Origin of the sequence: Staphylococcus sp. GDY8P94P (assembly GCF_017892255.1) — a bacterium.
Classification (GTDB): Bacteria; Bacillota; Bacilli; order Staphylococcales; family Staphylococcaceae; genus Staphylococcus; species Staphylococcus cohnii.
In genome coordinates, this window is sequence record NZ_JAESKU010000001.1 from 91,299 (window position 1) to 116,837 (window position 25,539).

Sequence of the window (25,539 nt, forward strand, 5' to 3'; positions counted from 1 at the left end):
AAGCCCGTCAGACGTTGAGTTTGTTGGGTTTCTTTTAATTTTACAATAATTTTTTTTACACAAACACTTGTAAATATTGCGTAATATCTTAAAATTGATGGTAAGCCCTACAATTGTAGTATTAGGAGGTCAAAAAAGTGTCAAAATTTAAGTCTTTGCTTCTACTCTTTGGCTCACTAATTATACTTAGTGGTTGTTCAAATGTAGAAGTTTTAAACCCAAAAGGGCCGGTAGCAAGTGACTCGAAGTTCTTGATTATGTATTCAATCATCTTCATGCTTGTTATTATTGCCGCCGTACTTATCATGTTTACTCTGTTTCTATATAAATATAGATTACACAAAACAGAAGAAGCAGGTAAGATGCATCACAGTGCTTTAATGGAAACAATTTGGTTTATCATTCCGGTGATCATCGTTATCGCTTTAGCTATCCCTACAGTAAAATCACTTTACATGTACGAAGCTAAACCAGATAAACAAGACGATCCACTTGTTGTTTATGCGACAAGCGCTGGTTATAAGTGGTTCTTCAGTTATCCTGATGAAAAAATTGAAACTGTTAATCATTTAACAATACCTAAAGATCGCCCTGTTGTCTTCAAACTCCAATCAATGGATATGATGACAAGTTTCTGGATACCACAATTAGGTGGTCAAAAATATGCGATGACTGGTATGACAATGGATTGGACATTAACGGCTAGTGAAGAAGGTACGTTCCGAGGACGTAACTCAAACTTCAACGGTGAAGGATTCGCTCGCCAAACATTTGATGTTAATTCAGTAAGCCAAAGTAAATTCAAGGATTGGGTAAAAGATGCTCAAAGTCAAAAGGAATTAGATCAAGATACTTTTGATAAACAACTTTTACCAACTACTGAAAATAAAAACTTAACTTTCAGTGGTACGCACATGGCGTTTGTTGATCCAGCAGCTGATCCTGAGTATATTTTCCATGCTTATGATCGTTTCAATTACGTACAGAAAGATCCTAACTTTAACACACCTAAAGAAATTAAAGAGGACGTATTAGATAAACCTAATAAACCTGCACGTAAACCACAAATCACAAACGCTAACTATGAACGTCATGGTATGAAAGCTATGATTCTAGGCAATAATGAACCATATAATAGTGAATTCAAAGATGAAGAATCACATAATATGGATGAAATGGAAAAAATCTCAGAAGGTGCTAAAGATGAAGAAGCATCTAAAGCTGAGAAAAAAGACCATGAACATGGAGGTGGACATTAATGAGTTTCCCATGGGATCAATTACTCGTTCAAGGTAACTGGATGATAACAATGGCACAAATTGGTGCACCGTTTGCTATCATCGCAGTGATCGCAGTAATTACTTATTTTAAATTGTGGAAATATCTATACAGAGAATGGTTCACATCTATTGACCATAAAAAAATTGGTGCTATGTATTTAATCTGTGCTGTATTAATGTTCGTACGTGGTGGTATTGATGCCCTAATGATGCGTACACAATTAGCAATTCCAGATAATACATTCTTAGAAGGAAACCACTATAATGAAGTCTTTAGTACGCACGGCGTAATAATGATTATCTTTATGGCGATGCCTTTCATTTTTGGTTTATGGAATGTTATTGTACCTCTTCAAATTGGTGCAAGAGACGTTGCATTCCCTGTATTAAATAACGTAAGTTTCTGGTTATTCTTCTCTGGTATGTTGTTATTCAACCTATCATTTATAATCGGAGGCTCACCTGCAGCTGGTTGGACTAACTATGCACCACTTGCAGGAGAATTCAGCCCAGGACCTGGGGTTAACTACTACCTTATCGCGATACAGATTTCTGGTATAGGTACCCTAATGACTGGTATTAACTTCTTTGTAACAATACTTAGATGTAAATCACCTACGATGAAATTTATGGAAATGCCAATGTTCACGGTTACTACTTTCATTACAGCATTAATCGTTATTTTGGCTTTCCCAGTATTGACAGTAGCTTTAGCACTGTTTACAACAGATAGAATCTTCGATACTGCATTCTTTACAGTCGCAAATGGCGGTATGCCAATGTTATGGGCTAACTTCTTCTGGGTATGGGGGCACCCCGAAGTTTATATCGTTATCCTACCGGCATTCGGTATTTATTCAGAAATCATTCCAACATTTGCACGTAAACGTCTGTTTGGTCACCAAAGTATGGTGTGGGCAACAGCAGGAATCGCATTCTTAAGTTTCTTAGTTTGGGTTCACCATTTCTTCACTATGGGTAATGGTGCATTAATTAACTCATTCTTCTCGATTACAACTATGCTGATTGGTATACCAACAGGTGTTAAAATCTTTAACTGGTTGTTTACGCTTTATCAAGGCCGTATCACCTTTGAATCACCTATGTTATTCGCATTAGGTTTCATACCTAACTTCTTAATTGGTGGTGTAACAGGTGTCATGCTTTCTATGGCAGCAGCCGACTATCAGTATCATAATACGTACTTCTTAGTTGCTCACTTCCACTACACATTAGTGGCTGGTGTTGTATTTGCTTGTCTAGGTGCTTTAATTTTCTGGTGGCCTAAGATGACTGGATTTAAATTGAACGAGACATTAAACAAATGGTGTTTCTGGTTATTCATAATCGGATTTAACGTTTGTTTCATACCACAATTCATTCTTGGTTTAGATGGTATGCCTCGTCGTTTATACACTTATATGCCAGAAGATGGATGGTGGATGTTAAACGCAATCTCTACTGTCGGAGCATTAATGATGGCATTAGGCTTTATGTTCTTAGTTGCTAGTATCGTATACAGCTTCTTCAAAGCACCACGTGAAGCTACTGGTGATAACTGGTATGGCTTAGGACGTACATTAGAGTGGTCAACTGCTTCAGCAATGCCACCTAAATACAACTTTGCTGTTACGCCAGATTGGAATGACTACGATACATTTGTGAATATGAAAGAACACGGTAGACACTACTTAGATAATCACAATTATTCTGATATCCATATGCCAAATAATACGCCAGTTGGTTTCTGGATGGGAATTTTCTTCACAATCGGAGGATTCTTCCTTGTCTTTGAAACAATACTCCCTGCAGTTATTTGCTTAATAGGTATCTTTGGTACTATGATTTACCGCAGTTTCCAAGTAGACCACGGTTATCATATCCCAGCTTCTGAAGTAGCAGAAACCGAAAAACGTTTACGTGAAGCACGTATAAAAGAAAGGGAGGCTGTAAGTCATGAGTCATGATGCAAACACTATTGATCAACGTTCGCATGAAGGTAATTTAAATAGACTTGGCTTTTGGATATTCCTTACAGCAGAAGTCTCATTATTCGGTACGCTATTCGCAACCCTATTAACGCTTCAACACGGTGGCGACTATGGCGGTAAAATGACAACTGAGATGTTCGAATTACCCCTAGTTTTAATAATGACATTTGCGTTATTAATTAGTTCGTATACTTGTGGTATTTCTATTTACTATATGAGACAAGAAAAAGCAAAATTAATGACAATATGGATGGTTATCACTTTACTATTCGGACTTGTGTTCGTAGGCTTTGAAATTTATGAGTTTGCTCACTATGTTTCAGAAGGTGTTAACTTAACTATTGGTTCTTATTGGTCTAGTTTCTTTATTCTATTAGGAACTCACGGTGCCCACGTATCATTAGGTATTGTTTGGATTACATGTTTATTAATTCAAGTTGCAATGCGTGGATTAAATAAAGATAATGCTCCTAAGTTATTTATAGTAAGCTTATACTGGCACTTCTTAGATGTTGTTTGGATCTTCATCTTTACTGCCGTATATATGATAGGGATGGTGTTTAGCGGATGAATACAATTGTAAAACACACAGTCGGTTTTATTGGCTCAATCGTATTGACTATTTTAGCAGTATTCGTAACCTTATACACATCAATGGCACTTAATGCTAAGATTACAATCATCTTTGGCTTTGCCTTTATCCAAGCTGCAGTACAATTATTAATGTTCATGCACTTAACTGAAGGTAAAGATGGAAACTTACAAGGATTTAAAGTTATATTTGCGGTTATCATTACTCTAATTACAGTTATTGGTACGTATTGGGTAATGCAAGGTGGACACTCAAGCCACTTATAAACCCAAAAAAGACTTCTCTTTCGAGAAGTCTTTTTTTTATAGTTTTATTTATTAACCTCCCCTATGCTTTCAATCTATAATTTACTTTGTAACATTTCTTTTCACAAAAGATGTAGAATATAATTGATAATGTTATTTTTTGCAATAGGAGGATTAGATAAATTATGAAACAACCAATTATTATTGATACAGACCCAGGCATTGATGATGCAGCAGCGATTAGCTTTGCAATAAACCATCCAGAATTTGATTTGAAAATGATTTCTACAGTCAATGGTAACGTTGGTATCGAAAAAACGACTGCTAATGCTTTAAAACTCAAACGTTTCTTTAATAGTGATATACCTGTACATAGAGGTGCTTCACAACCACTATTATCAGATATTGTAGATGCAAGTGATGTACACGGTGAATCAGGAATGGAAGGATATACTTTCCCAGAAATCAATGAAAGTGATCTCGATTCTACTCATGCTGTTGAGGCCATGAGAGATGTTTTAGTCAAAAGCGAAACACCCATCACACTTATTCCCATTGGCCCGTTGACAAATATTGCATTATTATTAATGACTTATCCTGAAGTAAAGACATTTATTAAAGAAATTGTGTTAATGGGTGGCTCAGCATCTCGAGGTAATGTAACACCATTAGCTGAATTTAACATTTATTGTGATCCCGAAGCTGCTCAAATCGTGTTTAATTCTGGTCTACCCTTAACAATGATAGGATTAGACGTTGCTAGAAGTTCTAGTTTAACGCATGACACAATCAATGAGCTAAGCTCAATCAACGATACAGGAAAGATGTTACATCAGTTATTCAAACATTATAGAGGAGACGATTTTGAAAAAGGCATTAATGTATATGATGCCTACACATTGCTTTACCTACTACATCCAGAACATTTTGATGTATAAGAAGCTGATGTGCAAATTGAAACAGATGGTAAATTAACCAAGGGCGCTTCAGTAGTTGATTTCAAATCTCAATTCCCTAATACAACCGTAGTAATGTCAGTACAAGCAAATATCTTTAAGCAGATGTTTATTGATGCTTTAAAGTATTGTAAGTAAATTTTAAATACACAAAACGGTTATAACAAAAATATACGTTTTCAATAAAAAAGAAGTAAGACAGAAATTTAATTTTATTAAAAAGATTTCTCATTACCACCCCAACAAAGATGACTAGAATTGGTAAAAATATAAAATGATTACCTGAGCTAAAGCTCATGCATAACTCCCACTAACTCAATAATTGAGAAGTGGGAGTTTCTATTTTCAGTTCAGTCATCCGCTAACAATATAACTGTGTCTGAGATGAATCAATGGTTCCCTAGAATCTTTTTGAATCTTGACCGTTTTAATCATGGGTATAATTTCGAATCTGGACTTTTTCTCATATACGATTATCCAGTCAGCACCCTACAAATCATAAAAATAACTATTTTGTAGATAAACAAAGATACTTTCATCTCATTAAATTCATAGATAAACTAATTTAATGAGAAATCTTAAATATATGAATTTAACATTAATCTCAGATTCACTCTTAGAAGCATTAATTTTATTGAACTTGAAGCATTTTTATAAAAAGTAAAAAACCGTCAATTTCTATAAAAAAACGATAGAAATTGGCGGTTATGTTTTTATAAGAGATATTTATACACCTATCACTTAATTTTTCAATATAGCTGTTTCACTCTGTTATAGTGACCACCTTGATGTAATAACTTAAAGTAAATATGTTTCATTTTATATTCGTTATTAATTTTACTGTTGTCATAATTTGTTGCTAATACAATTACATAATTATCATTAAAATATACTGTGAATATATTACCAAAAAAGATACCATTAATTCTATTTTTATCAGCAAATGAATAAAATCCATATCGATATGGTTTAGGATATTGTGTAGTTAAACTTTCATGAATAAAGGGCATGGTAGTTGTTGCATCAAAAATTCTATTATCTTGCAAATTTAATACTACTTTCCCCATATCATAAGGAGACATATAAATGTTACCTGCCCCATCATATTGATTTAAAATATTAGGTTTTTGACGGATACGTTTTCCAGTTAATTTATCATTTTTATAACCAACAGCCATATATTTTTTGAAATTCACATTATTATATCGCGCTGTATATTCTAAATTATATGGCTTTATTAATCTATCATTTAAATTTTGCGTATAAGATTTATGTGTTACTTCTTCTATAACTTTTGACAATATTAAATAATTAGCATCGTTATATTGATATTTATTATATTCTAAGGGATTGATACCTCTCTGTTGTATTGCGTGTGTTGCATCATTTAAATCTTTAAATTTTGGATTAGCTTTATATTTATATAATCCACTTTGATGTAACATCAGTTGTTTAATAGATAGTGGATAATTTGAGTCAAACCATTCTAAATAATGCTTCACAGGCGTCATCATATGAATCTCGTCTTCAATTTCTAACTGTTTTAACATGATGCCTGTCATAAATTTTTGTGCTGAACCTATTAAAAACATCGTATTGGCATTATTTTCTTCATTCTTTTCAAAATCTTGATAACCATAGCCTTTATTCAGTTTGAGTTTACCTCTTTCAAAAAGCGCAATGGTTCCATTAAAATGAGTTTGTTCTAAATACTCATCAATTTTATTAATTTGTGGATGTTTGTGATCAACAACCGTTTTTAACTTTTTTTGTTTTTTCGATAATTGCTTTTCATTTTCCTTGGTCAAAATCTTTGAAGGACTGATATAATCTTTCATTTGTTTATAGTGTCTGTATCCAGTAAATCCTAAAATCAAAAATATGAAAATGATCAAAACAATAAATATTTTAAATTTGTTGACTTTCATGTTGTTGCCTCTTTGTTGTTATTTTATATGATTGATATATTCATCTTTAAATTGGTTTGTTAAGGCATCAATATCCTCTATATTTAACGAGAAGTACAATTTAATTTTAGGTTCAGTACCAGAAGGTCTCAATGCAATGAAACCTTCATCAAAAATAAAGCGAATTAAATTTGTCTCAGGTAAAGATAAAGTTTCGGTACTACCCTCTGTTACATTTTTAATGGTACCTAGTTGATAATCTTCAATTTGTTTTACTTCAAGACCACAAATTGTTGAAACATCTTCATTTCTAAATTGGTCCATTATTTTAGTGATCTTTTCAATACCTTCTGCACCTTCAAAAGTCGGTGATAAAGTTTTATCTTTATATGCACCGATATGAGCATATATATCATCTATCGTATCTTTAAATGTCATTCCATTATTCGCTAATAAATTTTTATATTTGATTAATAAAGGTACCATTTGGATTGCATCTTTATCTCTCGAAAATGGTTTTGCTAAATAGCCATGACTTTCTTCAAAAGCAATTAGTAATTGTTTATCTTGTTGTGTGCTTTCTTTTTCCAATAAATTTGAAATATATTTAAATCCTGTTAATACATTATTTACTTCAACATCTAATGCTAAAGCTAGTCTTTCCGCAAGTTCACTTGTGACTATAGATTTAATCATGTAAAGTTGCTTACCCTCTTCTACTAAATCTTGAAATCTTAATTTAGTAAGTAATATACCAATTTCATTTCCATTAAAATACCTATATGTTTCGTCATCATAACGTTCAATTAAACCTAATCTATCAGCATCAGGATCAGTTGCTATAATTAATTGTGCATCAGTATCATTTGCCAGCTTAATACCACGTTCGAACACAGCTTCATCTTCAGGATTAGCTATCGCAACAGTTGGAAAATTACCGTCTGGTGTGGATTGCTCTTTTTCAATAACAAAATTATCATAATCTAATTCTGATAATATTGTAGAAGTTAAAGGTAAACTTGTACCATGTAAACTCGTAAGTACGACTTTTGCATCTTTTTCAGGAATGTCCCCCACTAAATCTTTCACTTCACTTTTATAAGCTTCAGTAACTTCATGTGACATATATGTGATTTTTTTATCATTTAGTAATGAATTAAAATTGCCTCCATCAATTTGCAATGGACGTTCAATAGCGTTTATATATTGACTTAAATCTTCTGATTCATCTGGCAATAATTGGCCACCATTTTGATCGTATATTTTAATACCGTTATAGTTTTTAGGATTATGACTGGCAGTGATCATCACACCTGCACTTGATTTTAAATACCTAACCGCAAATGATAATTCTGGTGTAGATTTATAATTTTCTGATAAAATCGTAATAATATTATTTTGAGCTAAAACAGACGCCATTTCTTCTGAAAATGCTTTAGATAATAATCTTGTATCAAAATGGATTACGACGGATGGATTATCATATTTTTCTTTCAAATATTGTGATAAGCCTAATGCTACTTTACGAACTGTAAATGCATTCAATCGACCCGGCCCTAAACCAAAGGTACTACGTATACCAGCAGTGCCAAACGTTAAATTCCCACTAAACCCTTCTTCTATTTCTTTGTCGGTTTGTGATTCATAAAATGTTTTTACTAAACTTTCATCTAATTTATCCAACCATTCTGACTTCATGGTTATATCCTCCTTGAAACTCCAATATATTAAACAATTTTTCACAAGGTATTATCTCATCGTCTGATTGATTTAATAAATACCAAAAATCGTTTTGAATTTAAAATCTCTGTTTAAAAATTTTACTTTAATAAAAATATTAATGTTATCAATAATCTATAACATTTAACATATGCTAATTATATCGTAAGTTTATAAATAAATCATTTTTAGCCATGTCGATTTTCTTATAATTATTTCTTTTATTTTCATTAAGAATATTTTAATGGTCAATTGTACGCCAATTTATAATTCAAACTTTAGTAGGATAAATTCTTAGTTGATATTTTTTTATGTTAGTTATAAAATTATAAGTTATAGTACAAATTTCTCTTTACAATATTTTAATGAAAAAATTAAAAACTTAACATTAGATCAATATTGTAATATACAAAAAAATCACATACGATGGGGAGCTTCATACATGAATAAATTTTTAAAATACTTTTTAATATTTCTATCTTTAATTCTTGTAGTTGTTCCAGTTATATTTGCCGTTTTATTACTTAAATCGTCACAAGGTGCATTTGAACATTCATTGAATACGAGCGATACATCAAGAGAATCAAGTGTTCGTGAATCTAAAGTAAATCCGTCTAAAGATCCAATATCTATTTTATTTTTAGGTATCGATGATAATAGTGGTCGTGAAAAGAATGGGCAAAGTGCTGAACAATCAAGAACTGATGCAATGATATTATCTACTTTTAACGCAGATAAAGAACAAATTCGAATGTTAAGTATCCCACGCGATACAATCAGTTACATTCCAGAAGTCGGCTATTATGATAAAATTACACACGCGCATGCATACAATGGTCCTACAGCTTCTATGGATTCTGTAGAAGCTACATTGAATGTTCCTGTTGATTATTATGTAAGAATTAACATGGAAGCATTCGTAGATGCCGTTGATGAACTCGGTGGCATTGAATATGATGTGCCATATAATATTTCTGAACCAAATACAAACGATACTGGGAAAATTAAAGTAAAAAAAGGACATCAAAAGCTAAATGGAGATGAAGCTTTAGCAGTTGCTAGAACACGTCATCAAGATTCAGATTTAAAACGTGGTCAAAGACAGATGGATTTAATCAAAAAGCTATTTATTAAAGCTCAAAAGGCAGATTCTTTCAGTAAATTAGATGATGTAATTGAAATAGTAGGAAAAAATGCTAAACATAATTTAAGTTATAAAGAAGTAAAAGCATTAGCCACTTCTTACTTAAAAGATGATGTTGAAATTAAAAGTAAACAACTAGAAGGTCAAGATGATTATTTGAATGGTGTTTATTACTATAATCCTAATATTAAAAATATAAAAGATACTGCAAATCTTTTGCGCAGCGATTTAAATTTACCTAAAATTAAGGATACAGACGATTTCTTGAATAAACGTGTTATCGACTTTTATGGTACACTCGTACCACAAACTGAAATTGACAGTAGCTTATTACGTAAAAATCAAAAAGATAGCTCTGAACAAGATGAAGACAATTCAAATTCACAATCAGAACAAAATAATTCAAATTCACAAGGCACAAATTCAACAGATGAAAACCAACAAGATAATATGAATCAACAAGATAATAATCAAACGACGCAGCAACCAAACGATTCATATCAACAACCTGATTCAAACCAACAAATAGATCCTAATCAACAGCAACAGGATCCAAACCAACAACAAAACACGCAAGAATTACAAACAAATTTATATTAGGCTGTAGAGAGGAGATCGCGACATGTCACGAAAAACATATGAAAAATTAGCAAATATAAACGGTATGTTTAACGTTTTAGAACAACAATTAATCCATAGTAAAGATATGGCACTTTTTAGAAATGAATTTTTCTATGTTAATCACGCACATCGTGAAAACTATGAAGCTTTACGAATCTACTACAAGGATAGTGAAACCAATCCTGTTGTAGATGGCGCATGTTATATCGTAGCACTACCTGAAATTTTTGATAAAGTTGATGTTTTTGAATCAGAACTACCTTTTTCTTGGGTTTATGATCAAAATGGTATAACTGAAACAATGAAAGAACTCAGTGTACCGCTACAATATTTAATTGCAGCAGCGCTTGAAGTAACAGATGTTAATTTATTTAGACCATCAGGTTTTACCATGGGCATGAACAATTGGAATATTGCACAAATGAGAATTTTTTGGCAATATACTGCATTAGTACGTCAAGAAGCTCAATAATTCATTAAATAACTACCCTATTACATTATAATTGTGATAGGGTAGTTTTATTATATTTAAAAAAGTGAGGTTTTATCATGTTCGAAGTAGTTACTACATCCGAAATGTTAGATGACGCATATGAAATTAGAAAAGCAGTTTTTGTTCGTGAACAAGGTGTGCCAGTTGAAAATGAAATAGACCAATTTGAATCATCCGCCACTCATGTTATTGGTTATGATGAACAGCACTCCCCTTTTGCTACTGGAAGATTTAGACCCTATCAAAATGGAGCGAAAATTGAGCGTGTAGCAATTTTACCGACACACAGAAAGTCAGGTTATGGCAAAGCATTAATGCTTTTTATTGAAGAAGCAGCTAAAAATCGTGGATATCAAACGTTATCGCTTAACGCCCAATGTCATGCGCAACGCTTTTATGAATCCTTAGGTTATAAAGCTTCAGGTGATATTTTTTTAGAGGAAAATATTGAACATATTTTAATGAATAAAACAATTTAAGCTAAAGGATTTAATAAAGTTGTATTTAATGTACATCTTTACAATGTAATATTCTAAAGAGTGTAATATTTTAATATATTTAAAATTAGGCGTATTTCCGCCTTTTTTAAATTATATCTTCTTTTATAGTGTCTTAATAAGATTAATTTTATATTACAAATCTATGAAATCAATTCAATTAAACTATCTTCGTATTATAATGGTATTAAATATTAATAATAAAAGAGGCAGTTAAATGACTAATAAAAAGTTGAATTATAAGGTACCTTCAATAGTTGCATTGACATTAGCAGGTACAGCTTTGACAACCCATTATGCACATGCAGCTGATAGTACACAAGATCAGAAATCAAATAAAAATGTGTTAAATGATGAAAATACCTTAAAACAAAGCGAAGAAATAAAATCTGAAGTAAGTAAACCAACGACAAATATTTCAGGAACACAAACATACAATGATCCAAGTCAAGTGCAAGAGCTTAAATCTGATGAACCTGAAAATTATGATGCACAGTTAGATGAACTTAATAAAGACACATCAAGTCAAAATACATATCTTACTCAGAATCAAGAAGACCAAAATAATTCTGACGTCAATAATTACACAGAGACTCATACTGAACAATTAGCAACTGACGCTCAAAATGAAAGTGCTCAAGATGAAAGTAATGATGCTTCTAACGTTACAGGTAATACAGATGATAATGCTAATGTTGTTCAAAATGACGATACTTCAGATGTTTCTAATACAGAGGCACCTTCATCTAATTCCGAAAATGAAAATCATGTTGCGTCTAACAGTTCTGAAGATACAGACGACAACACTAACGTTGCTCAAAACGATAATGATTCAGAAGTTTCTAATACAGAGATAAATTCTGAACAACCAACTTCTGATTCGCAAAATATAAATAATGATGCTTCTAACGTTGCAGATGATAAAGATGACAGCACTAATGTTACTCAAAACGATAATGATTCAGAAGTTTCTAATACAGAGGTAAGCTCTGACGATTCAACTTCTGATACTGAAAATGAAACTCATAATGCTTCTAACGAGACTGAAGACAAAGACGATAACACTAACGTTGCAGATGATAAAGATGACAACACTAATGTTGCTCAAAACGACAATGATTCAGTGGCTTCTAATACAGAGGTAAGTTCTGACGATTCAACTTCTGATGCTGAAAACGAAACTCATAATGCTTCTAACGAGACTGAAGACAAAGACGACAACACTAATGTTGCAGATGATAAAGATGACAGCACTAATGTTACTCAAAATGATAATGATTCAGAAGTTTCTAATACAGAGGTAAGCTCTGACGATTCAACTTCTGATGCTGAAAATGAAACTCATAATGCTTCTAACGAGACTGAAGACAAAGACGATAACACTAACGTTGCAGATGATAAAGATGACAGTACTAGTGTTACTCAAAACGATAATGATTCAGAAGTTTCTAATACAGAGGTAAGCTCTGACGATTCAACTTCTGATACTGAAAATGAAACTCATAATGCTTCTAACGAGACTGAAGACAAAGACGACAACACTAACGTTGCAGATGATAAAGATGACAGCACTAATGTTACTCAAAATGATAATGATTCAGAGGTTTCTAATACAGAGGTAAGCTCTGACGATTCAACTACTACAAATGATTCTAACAAAGAAGCACAAACTGAAAAGGTTAATACTTTAGATTCAGATATAAATACTTCAGCTAAAACGGGTCAAATTTATAAAAGTGATGCAACACCAAAATTAAGAATGGCTAGATTAGTTAGTACTCCTACTATAGCTACAAGATCAGCTGTCACTAAAGAATCTACAACTAAAAGTTCATTACCTAAATATACGCCAAAAGTAAATTCATCAATAAATAATTATATTCGTAAAAACAACTTCAAAGCACCTAACTATGAACAAGATATCGCAAGTTATTTACCAAAATACCAATATCGTTATGGTAAACCTGAAGGTATCGTTATGCATGATACTGCAAACGATAATTCAACAATTACTGGTGAAATTAATTACATGAAAAATAATTATAATAGCGCATTTGTACATGCATATGTAGATGGTAATCGTATAATTGAAACAGCAAATACAGATTATTTAGCATGGGGAGCTGGCCCAGCTGCAAACGATCGCTTTATTCATGTAGAATTAGTCCATACACATGACTATGATTCATTTGCGCGTTCAATCAATAACTACGCAGACTATGCAGCTACAAACCTACAATATTATGGACTTGCTCCTGATAGCGCTGAGTACGATGGTGTTGGAACTGTTTGGACGCATAAAGCTGTAAGTAATTATTTAGGTGGATCAGATCATATCGACCCTCATGGTTATTTAGCTAACCATAATTATAGTTACGATGAACTTTATGATTTAATTTATGAAAAATATTTAATTAAAACAGGTAAAGCTGCTGCTTGGGGTACTACTTCATCTGGAAGTACAAGTGGAAGCAAGAACGAATCAAATGGGTCTACTACAAAACCATCTACTAATACTGGTAAATTAACAGTATCAACTAACAACGGTGTTGCTCGTATAAATACAAGTAATGATGGTTTATATACCACTGTTTATGATCAAAATGGTAAGAAAACAAGTAAAACAAATCAAACTTTAAAAGTTACAAAATCAGCCACTTTAGGAAACAAAAACTTTTATTTAGTTTCTGATTATAATAAAGGTGATTTAATAGGATGGGTACATCAAAATGATGTAAGTTATAACTCTGCTAAGTCTGTTGTTAAAAACAACCAATCCTATAAAATCAAACCTGGTGAAGTTGTTTATACTGTACCTTGGGGCACTAGTTCTCAAAAAGCAGGCACAGTTTCAGGTAGTTCTAGTCAAACATTCAAAGCATCAAAACAACAGCAAATTGGCAAAACAAATTATGTTTATGGCACAGTAAATAATTTATCTGGTTGGGTAAGCTTAAGTAAATTAACTTCGACAAGCAAAACAGCTACTTCCCCTACTACAAATAATCATTTAACTGTCAATACACTTACAAATCAACAAGGTACAGTGGCTAAGACAAATCATGGTGTTTATACATCTGTATATGATAAAAAAGGTATTCAAAAATCTTATGTAAATGGTAAAACTTATAAATTAAGTAAAAAAGCTACATTAGGAAATAATTCATTTTATTTAATTACAGATAATAAAACAAATACTAACTTGGGTTGGATGCAAACAGGTGATATCACTGTTAAGGAAGCAGTTACAAAAGCTACTGCTACACCAACGACATCAGTTAGTAAAATCGGACAATTAAATACAAATAATTCTGGTATTAAAGCAACTGTTTATGATAAAAAAGGTAAAAATGCTTCGAAATTTGCTGGCCGTACGTATACGGTAACTAAACAACGTACGCAAGGTAATAACACTTACGTGTTAATTCAAAATACTAAACAAAATACACCTATTGGTTGGGTTAATACTAAAGATATAAATACTCGTGACTTAAGCAAAACAAAAGCTAAAACTGGACAATATACTGTAAAAGCAACGAACAATGGTTTATATGCAATTCCATGGGGTACAAAAGCTCAGCAATTAGATACTCAAAATAATATTAAGAATAGTAAATTTAACGCATCAAAATCTGTGTTTGTTGATAAAGATGAGTATCTATATGGAAATGTAAATAATAAAACTGGATGGATTTCAGCTAAAGATTTAAATAAAGCTCAAACACAATCAGCTGTCACACCACAAAAATTCGACTATGTTATTTACAATGCAAGCGGTAATTATTACTTGAATCCTAACGCTACAAAATCAGCTGGATCATTGAAAGGTTTCCATGAAAGCATCTTTACTGTTTTTGAAAAACAAATCATTAATGGTGTAACTTGGTATCATGGTAAGTTATCAAACGGTAAAATTGTTTGGATTAAAGAAAGTGATTTGCGTAAAGAACTAGTAAAATATTATAAATCTAATCTTACTTTAGATCAGGCTGTCGCGTTACAACATGGTATGAAATTCAAACCTCAAATTCAACGTACACCTGGAAAATGGGAAGATGCAACAGCGAGTGAGATTAAAAATGCTATGAATAGTAGTAAACTTGCTAAAGATCCAACCCAAAAATACCAATTCTTACGCCTAGATAAATCTCAAAATATTTCTGGTACTGATTTAGATAAATTACTAGTTGGTAAAGGTATATTAGAAGGTCAAGGTGAAGCATTTAGTGAAGCTGCAAAAACTTATAATATTAATGAAGTTTACTTAGTTTCTCATGCTCTACTTGAAACTGGAAACGGTACTTCTAAACTTGCTAATGGTGGCGACGTAGTAAATAATAAAGTTGTTACTAATGGTGCTAATAAATATTACAATATGTTCGGTATTGGAGCAGTTGATAAAGATCCTGTAAAACAAGGTTTTGCTACCGCTAAAAATAATGGTTGGGATACTGTTAAAAAAGCAATTGTCGGTGGTGCTAAATTCATCGCTAATTCATACATCAATCAAGGGCAAAACACTTTATATAAAATGCGTTGGAACCCTGATAATCCAGGCGTACATCAATATGCAACTGATGTAGCATGGGCATCTCATAATGCTACACGTATTAAAGGGTTCTATGATTCTATGAATAAATTAGGTAAATATTTTGATATAAACACATATAAATAACAAGAAACCATAATTATGTATATTTAAAAACATAGATAAACCTTAGGTGAAATTTTACCTAAGGTTTAGTTTTTATATAATGTGATACAATTTAGGGATTCTATTACTAACTAGAGCCTATAGTTCTGTTTATTAGTCACATTGCTTTGTTTATTTTATAGCAACACGGATTTTCCAAATTATTTTAGAAACCTTTAAAACTATGACAATAACTTTTTTTGGGTAATTCAAACTCTTTTTCAATTATTAAATATGAATTTTAACTTTCTGTTTCTAAACGTTTTGATTAATTTGAGCTTTATAACATTAAAAAGAACTAATCCTTATTCATAGGGATTAGTTCTATATTTTAATCATAAAAATTTTGTTGCAGTCATTTTTAATTTTTATTATCAGATGCTGCTAGAAATTTTAACGATTGTTTATCGTCTATTTTATATAATTATGATGGTTGTTTAATTTATTTAATAAGTAATTTAAGTTTTCAATATCATTTGATGTTAAATTTTGACATCTTGCTTCAATCAAAGCTACCCTAACTTCGTTAATTTGCTGGACAAGGGCTTTCGTTTTTTCTGTAATCATTAAATCTTTACACCTTAAATCTTTATTTGACTGTTTGCTGGTAATATAGCCCATTTGGCATAACTTTTTGATCCACCTAGACACTATAGACTGTTCTTTATTAATTTTCATTGTTAAATCGTACTGCGATAACACATTATAATGATACAAAATCCTTAACATTTCTAACTGTTCGGAAGTTAAATCTGTACGTTGACCGAACCTTCTACTGACTAAATTTAAATCATTACTTGTAAGTGTAATTAATTGTTCTAGTTGTTTATACATGTTGTTTCATCTCCACTACTTTAATTAAAATGTTCAATAGCATTTAAATTTATTATTTTATTTTCTAATATTATAATGTTATTCCTCATAATATACAATAATAATCTACAAAACAGTCGGTTTTGTTGCATTTGTCATATGTTTTATAATAAATTAGTAACAGTGATTATAAATTTTTACCAGCATTAAAAAAGGAGCAACTACATGACACAGATAAAAGAAAGAGATTATTTCTTTGACAATGCGAGAATGATATTAATATTTCTTGTTGTATTTGGTCATTTATTACAACCATATACTGAAGAAAGTAAATATCTTTCGTCACTTTATTTAACTATATATAGTTTCCATATGCCATGCTTTTTATTCATCTCAGGTTATTTTGCTAAAAAAGCAGGCAAGGCTGGTTATCTAGAAAAAGTTTCAAAAAAATTATTGGTACCTTATTTTATTTTCTTTGGCTTTTTTACCTTTTACTACTATTTCACTGGAAAGGAAGACAGTGTTAAATTTGATCCATTTGACCCTGTATTTGCATTATGGTTTTTACTTACATTATTCTTCTTCCATGTCATATTAGTTATAGTCAAAGATTATAAACCATATTTTGTATTACCAATATCCATCATTATTTCTTTATTTGCAGGTTATTCAGATGATATTGACAATTATTTAAGTTTTTCAAGAACAATCATGTTCTTCCCTATTTTTTATTTAGGTTATTTATTTACTAGTGAACATACACGTTTATTAAGAAGTAAAAAATTCATGCCGATCGCTGTCAGCATCCTACTCCTTTTTTATATCATCTATACTTTACATCCTATAAATGCTGATTGGCTTTTAGGTGATTCACCGTATATGTCACTGGAAGGTAAACAAGATTTATATAGTCCAATTAAACGATTACTATTATACTTTATTATTTTAATTACAATGTTTTCTTTCCTTAATTTAGTTCCTGAAAAAGAAAGGTTTTTCACATACATTGGTCGTCGCACAATGTATGTATATTTACTACACGGCATTGTAATTGGTATTATTCGTGGGTTTGATATTTATCCATTTAAAGATCAGATTTCTATAATGACATATATATATCTAATCTTACTCACAAGTATTATTGTATATGTATTATCAACAAGATTTATATCTAAGTGGACCAACCCAGTCATAAACTTACAATCCCCTGCTAATTTTAAAGATTAATACAATATTCAACCGATTTGTAGTTGATTCAAATATGTTATGATAGTATTAATTTGATATTAAAAGCTAATCATACTTATTTATCTACAGATCGGTATTTTTATTTTGAGGTGAAAAACAATGAAGCTATCTTTAAACGACAATTCTAAATATTTAACGGCACCAAGTATTAGGCAATTTTCAAATAAAATTAAAGATATTGATGATTGTATCAATTTAACAATTGGACAACCAGATTTTCCTATGCCTGATGTTGTAAAAAACGCATATATTAATGCAATAAAAGAAAACCAAACAAAATATTCCCATAACAAAGGGTTACTTGAAACACGTAATGCAGTCAGTCGTTATTTTAAACAGCGCTATGGTTTTCATTATAGTTCTGATGAAATCATTATTACAAATGGTGCTAGTGAAGCACTAGACACAGCTTTGAGAAGCATTATTAACCCAGGTGATGAAATATTAATCCCAAGCCCTATTTATGCCGGTTATATCCCATTAATTAAAACACTAGGTGGCGTTCCTGTATATATCGACACTACAAAAACAAATTTCAAAATAACACCTGAAGCAATCAAGCAAAATATATCGTCAAAAACAAAAGCAGTTCTTTTAAATTATCCAACAAATCCCACTGGTGTTATTTTAACTTATGATGAAATTCATGCACTTACAGAAATGTTAAAAAATGAAGAGATTTTTATCATTAGTGATGAAATTTATGCAGAGAATACGTTTAGTAATAAACACTCTTCTTTTGCTGAATTTGAATCAATCCGTGATCAATTATTGCTTGTAAGTGGATTAAGTAAATCTCATTCTGCTACTGGTATTCGTATTGGTTTTTTAATAGGTCCTGAATATTTAATTGAAAAGTTAACATATATGCATGCTTATAATTGTATATGCGCAAATGTACCTGCTCAAATTGCTTGTATAGCAGCTTTAAACGAAGGATTAGACGCACCTCATTATATGAACAAAGCATATATTGAAAGACGAGATTTTTTAATCACAAAACTTCAGGCTTTAGGTTTTAAACTCGACGCTAAACCAGAAGGTGCTTTTTATATCTTCTCAAGTATTGAAAATTTCACTGAAAATGATTTTGATTTTTGCGTAGATGTACTTGAAAAAGCACATGTTGCAATGGTACCAGGTTCTGCTTTTACAGATATCGGTAAAGGCCATGTGCGTATTTCTTACGCCTATGAACTTGATGCTTTAAAAGAAGCTATGAGAAGATTAGAGCTTTATATAAAAGAACACTATAAATAACAATATGTTAAGTTGTAGTTTAAATATTTTTATTAATGTTAACTATACCTATATATGTATTCAATATTTGAGACTAAAACCTAATTGAATACATACATGTTGTTTTATGCGTATTAACATCCAACATCAGACTTCAGCATAAAAATTGATGAACTGTAACATACAGTCAGTCATTATAGTGATTAAAATACTTGTATTTAAATTGATTCGTTGAAATGAGGCGTATGAGGGGAACTTTACTGATATATGTCTACATATTTAGACAGAGGTGAATTTCTGCAAAAACATCTACGTTTTAGGAAATACGATATAAAAGAGGCTCGTAAATGAATTTCAAAGAAAATTCATTTACGGGCTTCTTTTATATTATGATTTATTTTTCAGATATATAAGCTTTATTGATAGATGTTTTTTTCAGCAAATTTTTTCATTAATTTATAATATATATCTATATCTTCCGAACTCATATTAAACTGTGTTAAAACTTCATCTGAAATTTGTTCAAATTTCTCTTTTAACCCACTTCCCTTTTTGTCAATTGGACTTTAACTCTACGCTCATCCTCTTCTGTTCTCATACGTTCAATTAATCCTTTTTTTTCGAGTCTTTTAATAATTGGGCTTATTGTACCGGAATCTAAATATAATTGATCGCATAAGGTTTTTATAAATACAGGTTTCGAATTTTCAATATATAACATCACCACATAATTGGGAAAGCTAATATCATACTGCTTTAGATGTTTATTAAATTTATTTACTATCTCTTTACTAGAAACATAAAACAGAAAACACATATCCTGCATAAGGTCTTTATTTTTATATTGTGCCATTCATTACTCTCCTCTGCCCTTTTTTATTATATTAATAGAAATTTTATTTTTGGTCAAATATAATAACAAAATGTTTAAAAATTTTAACATTACTAGTATTAGTCAATAGAATATTCTGAAAACGAATTTCACTCAATTTACATGTTTTACAATTGCTTTTTAATAATAAATGTAAAAATTATACTTTCATATTATATTTCAACTTTTTCTTTAATGAAATGTATATTTTATAAATATTGGATTTATGAATTTGAACACTTTTTTTGATCCTAATACTTACGACTAAGTATAAAATAGTGAATAAATGGCTATAAAATTGTATAAAAAAATCGTTAATTTCTATATTATCTAATAGAAATTAACGATTTTTGTTAGCTTAGCCTCATAACTTATAGTCACAACACATTAATTTATTAATGTATTGCATTTAAGCAATTTTGCTTACGGAAATTTAGGGAATTGATCAAAATCAGGGTTACGTTTTTCCTTAAACGCATCTCTACCTTCTTTAGCTTCATCAGTTGTATAATACAATAGCGTAGCATCGCCCGCCATTTGTTGTAATCCTGCTAATCCGTCAGTATCAGCGTTCATTGCCGCTTTTAAGAATCTTAATGCTGTAGGAGAATGTTGCATGATTTCTTCACACCATTTTACTGTTTCATCCTCTATATCAGCTAAAGGTACAACGGTATTTACTAAGCCCATATCTAAAGCTTCTTGTGCATTATATTGACGGCATAAATACCAAATTTCACGTGCTTTTTTATGTCCTACAATGCGGGCTAAATATCCTGAACCATAACCAGCATCAAATGATCCTACTTTTGGTCCTGTTTGACCAAATATTGCATTATCTGCGGCGATTGTTAAGTCACAAACAACATTCAAGACATTTCCTCCACCGATAGCATATCCTCTAACCATCGCAATTACTGGTTTTGGAATAATACGTATAAGTCTTTGTAAATCCAACACATTAAGACGCGGAATTTGGTCATCACCAACATAACCACCATGGCCACGTACTTTTTGGTCTCCACCTGAACAAAATGCCTTTTCACCTTCACCTGTTAAGACAATAACTGAAATACGTTGGTCATCTCTAGCTCTTGTAAAAGCATCTATCATTTCTTGTACCGTATTTGGTGTAAATGCATTACGAACTTCAGGTCTATTGATAGTTACTTTTGCTATACCATTATAAAATTCGTACTTAATCTCTTTATATTCTTTAATTGTTTCCCATTGTCTAGTCATTTTGCTCCTCCTTAAAAATAAAACCTAACACTATTTTATCAAATTCTGTCATTTCTTCCACATGTACAGTATGACCACTACCATCAACTTCATATAAGCTTGTTTCTGGTATTAAATCGCACATATTATAAGCAGTTTTTATAAATTTTTCATCTAAACTTCCTACAATTATACACGTTGGAACTGTAATGTTTGCTATTTCGGGCCATAAATTGGGCATATGGCCTGTGCCATAGTCTCTTAAAGCTTTTGCTAATTGTATAGGGTTTTGTTGCAATCGCATTCGACGAATTTTTTGTTTTATTTCTGTACTTAAACCATACTGACTTTGAAATAAAGGCAATTTTTCCCAATCATTTACAAAAACTTCTAATCCTGCTATTTCTAAAACTTTTGCACGCGCTTGATCAATTTGTATTCTTTCTATGCGATCATCTTCATCTGCAATACCTGGAGAACTACTTTCCAATATTAAACCATCTATGTGATGTGTTCCATGAAGTGCGTAATATAAAGCAATTCTACCACCCATAGAATAACCATGTAAAAAAATACGATATGATGACTTAAATGAAGTTAGTGTATCATCTAATGATTCGCAAATAAATTCAAAATTCCAAGTATGATTTTCACTTGATTGATCAAGCCCATGACCTGGCAAGTCAATAGTTAATACATTTATTTCATCTGTGAACGTTTTGATATGTTCATCGAATGTCGATTGATCACTTATAAATCCATGCAATAATACGAGTAAATCTTTTGAGTTATTTGTTGCTTGATGAAATTTATAATGTAACATCGATAATATCACTCAATTTCGTATAGAGATTTTGGTGTTGATTTAAATTCTCATCACGGTTTGTAATAATTTCATATATATGCGCACCAAGTTTTGATAGCTCAGCATATTTAAAAGTTTCAATTGTTTCAAAACATCTGTAAGAGAAATCATAAAGTAATGCAGCATGTTCAAAGTTTAATCCTGTCGGTGTACCAAAAAGTCTTTCAAAATAAATATCAGCTGACGACTTTTGTGGTAGAAAGGAGAAAATTCCGCCGCCATTATTATTTAAGAGTATGATATTTAAGTTGATATTATTTAATTTTGACATGAGCAGACCATTCATATCATGATAGAATGCTAAATCACCTATTAATAGTGTTACGCGTTTATGTGCCGCCATTCCTATCGCAGTAGAAACAACACCATCTATGCCATTAGCTCCTCTATTAGCATAAACCTCTGCTTCACAATCTACAAATAAATTATCGACATCACGGATTGGCATACTATTGCTAACAAACAGCGCATCTTCTTTTGTTAATTTATCCAATACATTCGCTACAAAGGCTGATTCATCTGTAGCAGTTCTCAAATAGTCTTTGATTTGAATATGTGCTTGTTTTTCTAATGACTGCCATTTTTCTAACCAATTTTTGCGTTCTACAGTAGGAATTTCAGATAGTTGTCTAAAGAAATCATTGGTAGACATTTCGTAAGATACATGTGGTACCTTTGGAAATGCATCTGGTTGATCATTATTTTGCACTAATATTTGAAAAGCTTCTGTGGCTTTTAACCATTGATTTACTTTTTTAGAAATCACTGGTTTACCTACGCGAATAATAAAATCAGCATTTATAGATAACCCCGACCTATACAATAAATCATAAGTAGTCACTACATTAGGATGATGTTCTTTACGTAATTGGCTCAAAGGGTCTGCAAATATAGGCATGTCATGAATCGTCGCAAAAGTAAGTATTTGATCGACATCTTGATGTTGCATATCACCTACAACAATAAGTCCTTTGCGTTTTTGCATAACCGCTTTGATTTCATTCAAACTTGCTGTCTTTTGATAATGTGGCAATATCTTGCTATCTGAACTTAACCATTCTACTTTTTCTAAGTTAGGAGTTAATGGTTCCCTAAATGGTAAATTCAAATGTATTGGCCCACGATGTGGCCCATAAAAATATTGACTTGCTTTTTGCATTTGAAACTTTATAGTGTCTAACAAATAATCTTGTGCTTCATCAGCATCCGCTATTGGAAAATCAAATTGATATTGAACATAGTTCTCAAACATATTTGTTTGATTTATCGCTTGAGGTGCACCTATTCCCCTTAATTCATGTGGTCTATCACTCGTCAAAACGACTAATGGTAAATGACTTAAATTACTTTCTGCAATCGCAGGTGTATAATTGGCAGCCGCAGTACCTGATGTACATAAAATTGCAACTGGTCTTTCACTGCCTTTCATTAATCCCATTGCAAAAAAAGCAGCACTACGTTCATCTGGATGAATCCAAGATTTTAATTTAGGATGTGCCTCTATAGCAATAGCTAAAGGTGTTGAACGTGAACCAGGGCTTATTACCACTTCTCTTATGCCATATGCATATAGTTCTGAGACTAATGTAAAAACTTGTTTTGTTAAAGCATCTGTGTAATTATTCATATTTCTCTACTCCTAAAGCTTTCATCATCGGATTGAATTTAACAGCTGTTTCTTCTACTTCACTATCAGCATCAGAATTTTGTACAATACCGCACCCAGCAAACAATGTAGCTTGATTCTTTTTAATTAACATAGATCGAATCGCTACGACAAACTCACAGTTATCATACATATCAATATAACCTACTGGAGCGCCATATAGACCTCGAGTACCAAACTCATTGTTTTCAATATAAGAAATAGCTTCTTCTTTAGGATAACCACCTAATGCTGGTGTAGGATGAAGATTATCCAATAATCCAATATATGAATTCTGGATTAAATGCCCTTCAATTTTTGTATATAAATGGTATAAATGATCGTTCGTTAAAATTTGTGGTTTTTTATTAAATGTTATTTGCTCTACATAAGGCTTGATATCATTTAATATACTTTTCACAACAAAATGATGCTCATTTAAATTTTTTTGATCATTTAAAAATGCATCAATGTTTGCCTTATCTATATCATCTCGATGTGTTCTTTTAATCGTACCAGCAACTGCTTTAGTTGATAGCACATCATCTTTTACTTCCATTAATTGCTCAGGGGTTTGAGAGAAAAACACACTGTCCTTTGATTCAAGCACAAATAAATAGCTATTATGTTCACCTTGCATTGCCCTATTTAATATATATGGAATATTAATGTTTTTATCAAACATAATAAGTCTTTTTCTTGCAAGTACAATTTTTTTATTTTCATCTAAAATATCAATTGTATCTTTAACTAGGTCACGCCATTCGTCTTTATAGATATCGTCAATTCTTTTTATTTCCCCTATCTCATCACTAGGTTGAACGTCCTTTTGCGTAAGTTTGTCAATAATTGCTAAGAAAGCATCCATCTCAAACTTATCAGCTTCGACAGTATACGTTATAAAAGATTGTCCCTCTTCCATAGTGACGAGTACTTCAGGCAAGACAAAATGATTAATGCCAAACTCACGCCATTCATCACCTGATTTGTGTGTTGAAAATTGGAAACCACCACAGATTTTCAAATGATGTTTTTCAGAATTTGGATGTATTAACTCAATATCATTTTTATACTTTTCCCACTCACGAAAAATAGATTGTTTATTTTCAAAATCGTTTTTAAATCTCGTAATAGCATGATAGCCAAAGAATGAAGTTTCGTTGTCATTTTTCTTGAAATAAAAACGGTCTCCTGCACAATCTTCGGTTAAATGAAATAATAATGTAGGTTCTAATTCATAATCTAATTTTGCTTCTACAGAAACCCAAGTTTGGTTACTTTCGTATACCGCTTCGACAATTTCACTTTCCTTGACATCTAAAGTCATCTATTTCACTTCTTTCATTTCATTATCTGTTTACACTCATTATAATATTGTACCACTTTTCACAATCTGTGTACGTTTTTCAGCTTATTTCATGAAGACATTTTTTACGTAAGTTGACCTTTACAACTTCTTCTATTAAAATTAATTTGATAAAAATTAATTATATTAA

Annotated in this window: 18 protein-coding genes and 1 pseudogene; 11 read left to right on the top strand and 8 right to left on the bottom strand. The window is 31.4% G+C overall.

Annotation, left to right across the window (positions count from 1 at the left end):
- Positions 1-137: 137 nt before the first annotated feature.
- From qoxA to rihC, 5 genes and pseudogenes are all read left to right on the top strand, one after another.
- On the top strand, positions 138-1,259 hold the full coding sequence (gene qoxA, locus KA926_RS00430) for a cytochrome aa3 quinol oxidase subunit II (RefSeq protein ID WP_192946833.1): 1,122 nt from the start codon (positions 138-140) through the stop codon (positions 1,257-1,259).
- Positions 1,259-3,247 (top strand): cytochrome aa3 quinol oxidase subunit I, encoded by a 1,989-nt coding sequence (gene qoxB / locus KA926_RS00435; RefSeq protein ID WP_019468148.1) that lies wholly within the window; start codon positions 1,259-1,261, stop codon positions 3,245-3,247. The genes qoxA and qoxB overlap by 1 nt, the downstream gene beginning before the upstream one ends.
- Positions 3,237-3,842: a cytochrome aa3 quinol oxidase subunit III gene (qoxC, locus tag KA926_RS00440; RefSeq protein WP_107385238.1), complete on the top strand. Its 606-nt coding sequence runs from the start codon at positions 3,237-3,239 to the stop codon at positions 3,840-3,842. The genes qoxB and qoxC overlap by 11 nt, the downstream gene beginning before the upstream one ends.
- Positions 3,839-4,129 (top strand): cytochrome aa3 quinol oxidase subunit IV, encoded by a 291-nt coding sequence (qoxD, locus tag KA926_RS00445; RefSeq protein ID WP_107385237.1) that lies wholly within the window; start codon positions 3,839-3,841, stop codon positions 4,127-4,129. The genes qoxC and qoxD overlap by 4 nt, the downstream gene beginning before the upstream one ends.
- Positions 4,130-4,293: 164 nt before the next feature.
- Positions 4,294-5,202 (top strand): annotated as a pseudogene (gene rihC / locus KA926_RS00450) (ribonucleoside hydrolase RihC).
- Positions 5,203-5,813: 611 nt separating this feature from the next.
- Here the strand turns inward: rihC and KA926_RS00455 are convergent.
- Positions 5,814-6,992: a serine hydrolase domain-containing protein gene (locus tag KA926_RS00455; protein ID WP_192946835.1), complete on the bottom strand. Its 1,179-nt coding sequence runs from the start codon at positions 6,990-6,992 to the stop codon at positions 5,814-5,816.
- A gap of 18 nt (positions 6,993-7,010) precedes the next feature.
- On the bottom strand, positions 7,011-8,669 hold the full coding sequence (locus KA926_RS00460) for a phospho-sugar mutase (RefSeq protein WP_192946836.1): 1,659 nt from the start codon (positions 8,667-8,669) through the stop codon (positions 7,011-7,013).
- 463 nt (positions 8,670-9,132) lie between these two features.
- Between KA926_RS00460 and KA926_RS00465 the strand changes: the two genes are divergently transcribed.
- From KA926_RS00465 to KA926_RS00480, 4 genes are all read left to right on the top strand, one after another.
- A complete protein-coding gene (locus KA926_RS00465) occupies positions 9,133-10,434 on the top strand; it encodes an LCP family protein (protein WP_192946837.1) in 1,302 nt (433 codons plus the stop codon).
- 22 nt (positions 10,435-10,456) lie between these two features.
- Entirely contained in the window at positions 10,457-10,927 is a 471-nt protein-coding gene (locus tag KA926_RS00470; RefSeq protein ID WP_019468155.1) for a DUF2538 family protein, read from the top strand.
- A 77-nt stretch (positions 10,928-11,004) separates the two neighbouring features.
- On the top strand, positions 11,005-11,427 hold the full coding sequence (locus KA926_RS00475) for a GNAT family N-acetyltransferase (protein ID WP_107505321.1): 423 nt from the start codon (positions 11,005-11,007) through the stop codon (positions 11,425-11,427).
- A 235-nt stretch (positions 11,428-11,662) separates the two neighbouring features.
- A complete protein-coding gene (locus KA926_RS00480) occupies positions 11,663-16,120 on the top strand; it encodes a GW dipeptide domain-containing protein (protein ID WP_210143406.1) in 4,458 nt (1,485 codons plus the stop codon).
- Positions 16,121-16,549: 429 nt separating this feature from the next.
- Here the strand turns inward: KA926_RS00480 and KA926_RS00485 are convergent, their stop codons facing one another.
- Positions 16,550-16,972 carry a MarR family transcriptional regulator gene (locus tag KA926_RS00485; protein ID WP_107384692.1) on the bottom strand — a complete coding sequence of 141 codons (423 nt, stop codon included), beginning with the start codon at positions 16,970-16,972 and terminating at the stop codon, positions 16,550-16,552.
- Positions 16,973-17,176: 204 nt separating this feature from the next.
- On the opposite strand from KA926_RS00485, the gene KA926_RS00490 reads away from it, so the two are divergent.
- Together KA926_RS00490 and KA926_RS00495 are read left to right on the top strand one after the other, a co-directional pair.
- Positions 17,177-18,181, top strand: a complete 1,005-nt coding sequence (locus KA926_RS00490) for an acyltransferase family protein (protein WP_107384693.1) — start codon at positions 17,177-17,179, stop codon at positions 18,179-18,181.
- 120 nt (positions 18,182-18,301) lie between these two features.
- The gene (locus KA926_RS00495) at positions 18,302-19,462 is read left to right on the top strand and encodes an aminotransferase class I/II-fold pyridoxal phosphate-dependent enzyme (RefSeq protein ID WP_192946839.1); all 1,161 of its coding nucleotides are present in this window, start codon (positions 18,302-18,304) and stop codon (positions 19,460-19,462) included.
- Between the two features lie 514 nt (positions 19,463-19,976).
- On the opposite strand, the gene KA926_RS00500 is transcribed toward KA926_RS00495, so the two are convergent.
- From KA926_RS00500 to KA926_RS00520, 5 genes are all read right to left on the bottom strand, one after another.
- Positions 19,977-20,294: a MarR family winged helix-turn-helix transcriptional regulator gene (locus KA926_RS00500; protein ID WP_319016533.1), complete on the bottom strand. Its 318-nt coding sequence runs from the start codon at positions 20,292-20,294 to the stop codon at positions 19,977-19,979.
- Positions 20,295-20,735: 441 nt separating this feature from the next.
- The gene (gene menB, locus KA926_RS00505) at positions 20,736-21,554 is read right to left on the bottom strand and encodes a 1,4-dihydroxy-2-naphthoyl-CoA synthase (protein ID WP_107384696.1); all 819 of its coding nucleotides are present in this window, start codon (positions 21,552-21,554) and stop codon (positions 20,736-20,738) included.
- Complete coding sequence (gene menH, locus KA926_RS00510; protein ID WP_192946840.1) at positions 21,547-22,356, bottom strand: 2-succinyl-6-hydroxy-2,4-cyclohexadiene-1-carboxylate synthase; 810 nt, start codon at positions 22,354-22,356, stop codon at positions 21,547-21,549. The genes menB and menH overlap by 8 nt, the downstream gene beginning before the upstream one ends.
- A complete protein-coding gene (gene menD / locus KA926_RS00515; protein ID WP_192946841.1) occupies positions 22,343-24,025 on the bottom strand; it encodes a 2-succinyl-5-enolpyruvyl-6-hydroxy-3-cyclohexene-1-carboxylic-acid synthase in 1,683 nt (560 codons plus the stop codon). Before menD ends, menH begins: the two co-directional genes overlap by 14 nt.
- A complete protein-coding gene (locus KA926_RS00520) occupies positions 24,018-25,370 on the bottom strand; it encodes an isochorismate synthase (RefSeq protein WP_192946842.1) in 1,353 nt (450 codons plus the stop codon). Before KA926_RS00520 ends, menD begins: the two co-directional genes overlap by 8 nt.
- Positions 25,371-25,539 lie beyond the last annotated feature (169 nt).

Coding starts and splice junctions, on each gene's coding strand:
- qoxB (WP_019468148.1), top strand. CDS start 1,259: ATGAGTTTCCCATGGGATCAATTACTCGTTCAAGGTAACTGGATGATA.
- qoxC (WP_107385238.1), top strand. CDS start 3,237: ATGAGTCATGATGCAAACACTATTGATCAACGTTCGCATGAAGGTAAT.
- qoxD (WP_107385237.1), top strand. CDS start 3,839: ATGAATACAATTGTAAAACACACAGTCGGTTTTATTGGCTCAATCGTA.
- KA926_RS00455 (WP_192946835.1), bottom strand. CDS start 6,992: ATGAAAGTCAACAAATTTAAAATATTTATTGTTTTGATCATTTTCATA.
- KA926_RS00460 (WP_192946836.1), bottom strand. CDS start 8,669: ATGAAGTCAGAATGGTTGGATAAATTAGATGAAAGTTTAGTAAAAACA.
- KA926_RS00465 (WP_192946837.1), top strand. CDS start 9,133: ATGAATAAATTTTTAAAATACTTTTTAATATTTCTATCTTTAATTCTT.
- KA926_RS00470 (WP_019468155.1), top strand. CDS start 10,457: ATGTCACGAAAAACATATGAAAAATTAGCAAATATAAACGGTATGTTT.
- KA926_RS00475 (WP_107505321.1), top strand. CDS start 11,005: ATGTTCGAAGTAGTTACTACATCCGAAATGTTAGATGACGCATATGAA.
- KA926_RS00480 (WP_210143406.1), top strand. CDS start 11,663: ATGACTAATAAAAAGTTGAATTATAAGGTACCTTCAATAGTTGCATTG.
- KA926_RS00485 (WP_107384692.1), bottom strand. CDS start 16,972: ATGTATAAACAACTAGAACAATTAATTACACTTACAAGTAATGATTTA.
- KA926_RS00490 (WP_107384693.1), top strand. CDS start 17,177: ATGACACAGATAAAAGAAAGAGATTATTTCTTTGACAATGCGAGAATG.
- KA926_RS00495 (WP_192946839.1), top strand. CDS start 18,302: ATGAAGCTATCTTTAAACGACAATTCTAAATATTTAACGGCACCAAGT.
- KA926_RS00500 (WP_319016533.1), bottom strand. CDS start 20,294: ATGGCACAATATAAAAATAAAGACCTTATGCAGGATATGTGTTTTCTG.
- menB (WP_107384696.1), bottom strand. CDS start 21,554: ATGACTAGACAATGGGAAACAATTAAAGAATATAAAGAGATTAAGTAC.
- menH (WP_192946840.1), bottom strand. CDS start 22,356: ATGTTACATTATAAATTTCATCAAGCAACAAATAACTCAAAAGATTTA.
- menD (WP_192946841.1), bottom strand. CDS start 24,025: ATGAATAATTACACAGATGCTTTAACAAAACAAGTTTTTACATTAGTC.
- KA926_RS00520 (WP_192946842.1), bottom strand. CDS start 25,370: ATGACTTTAGATGTCAAGGAAAGTGAAATTGTCGAAGCGGTATACGAA.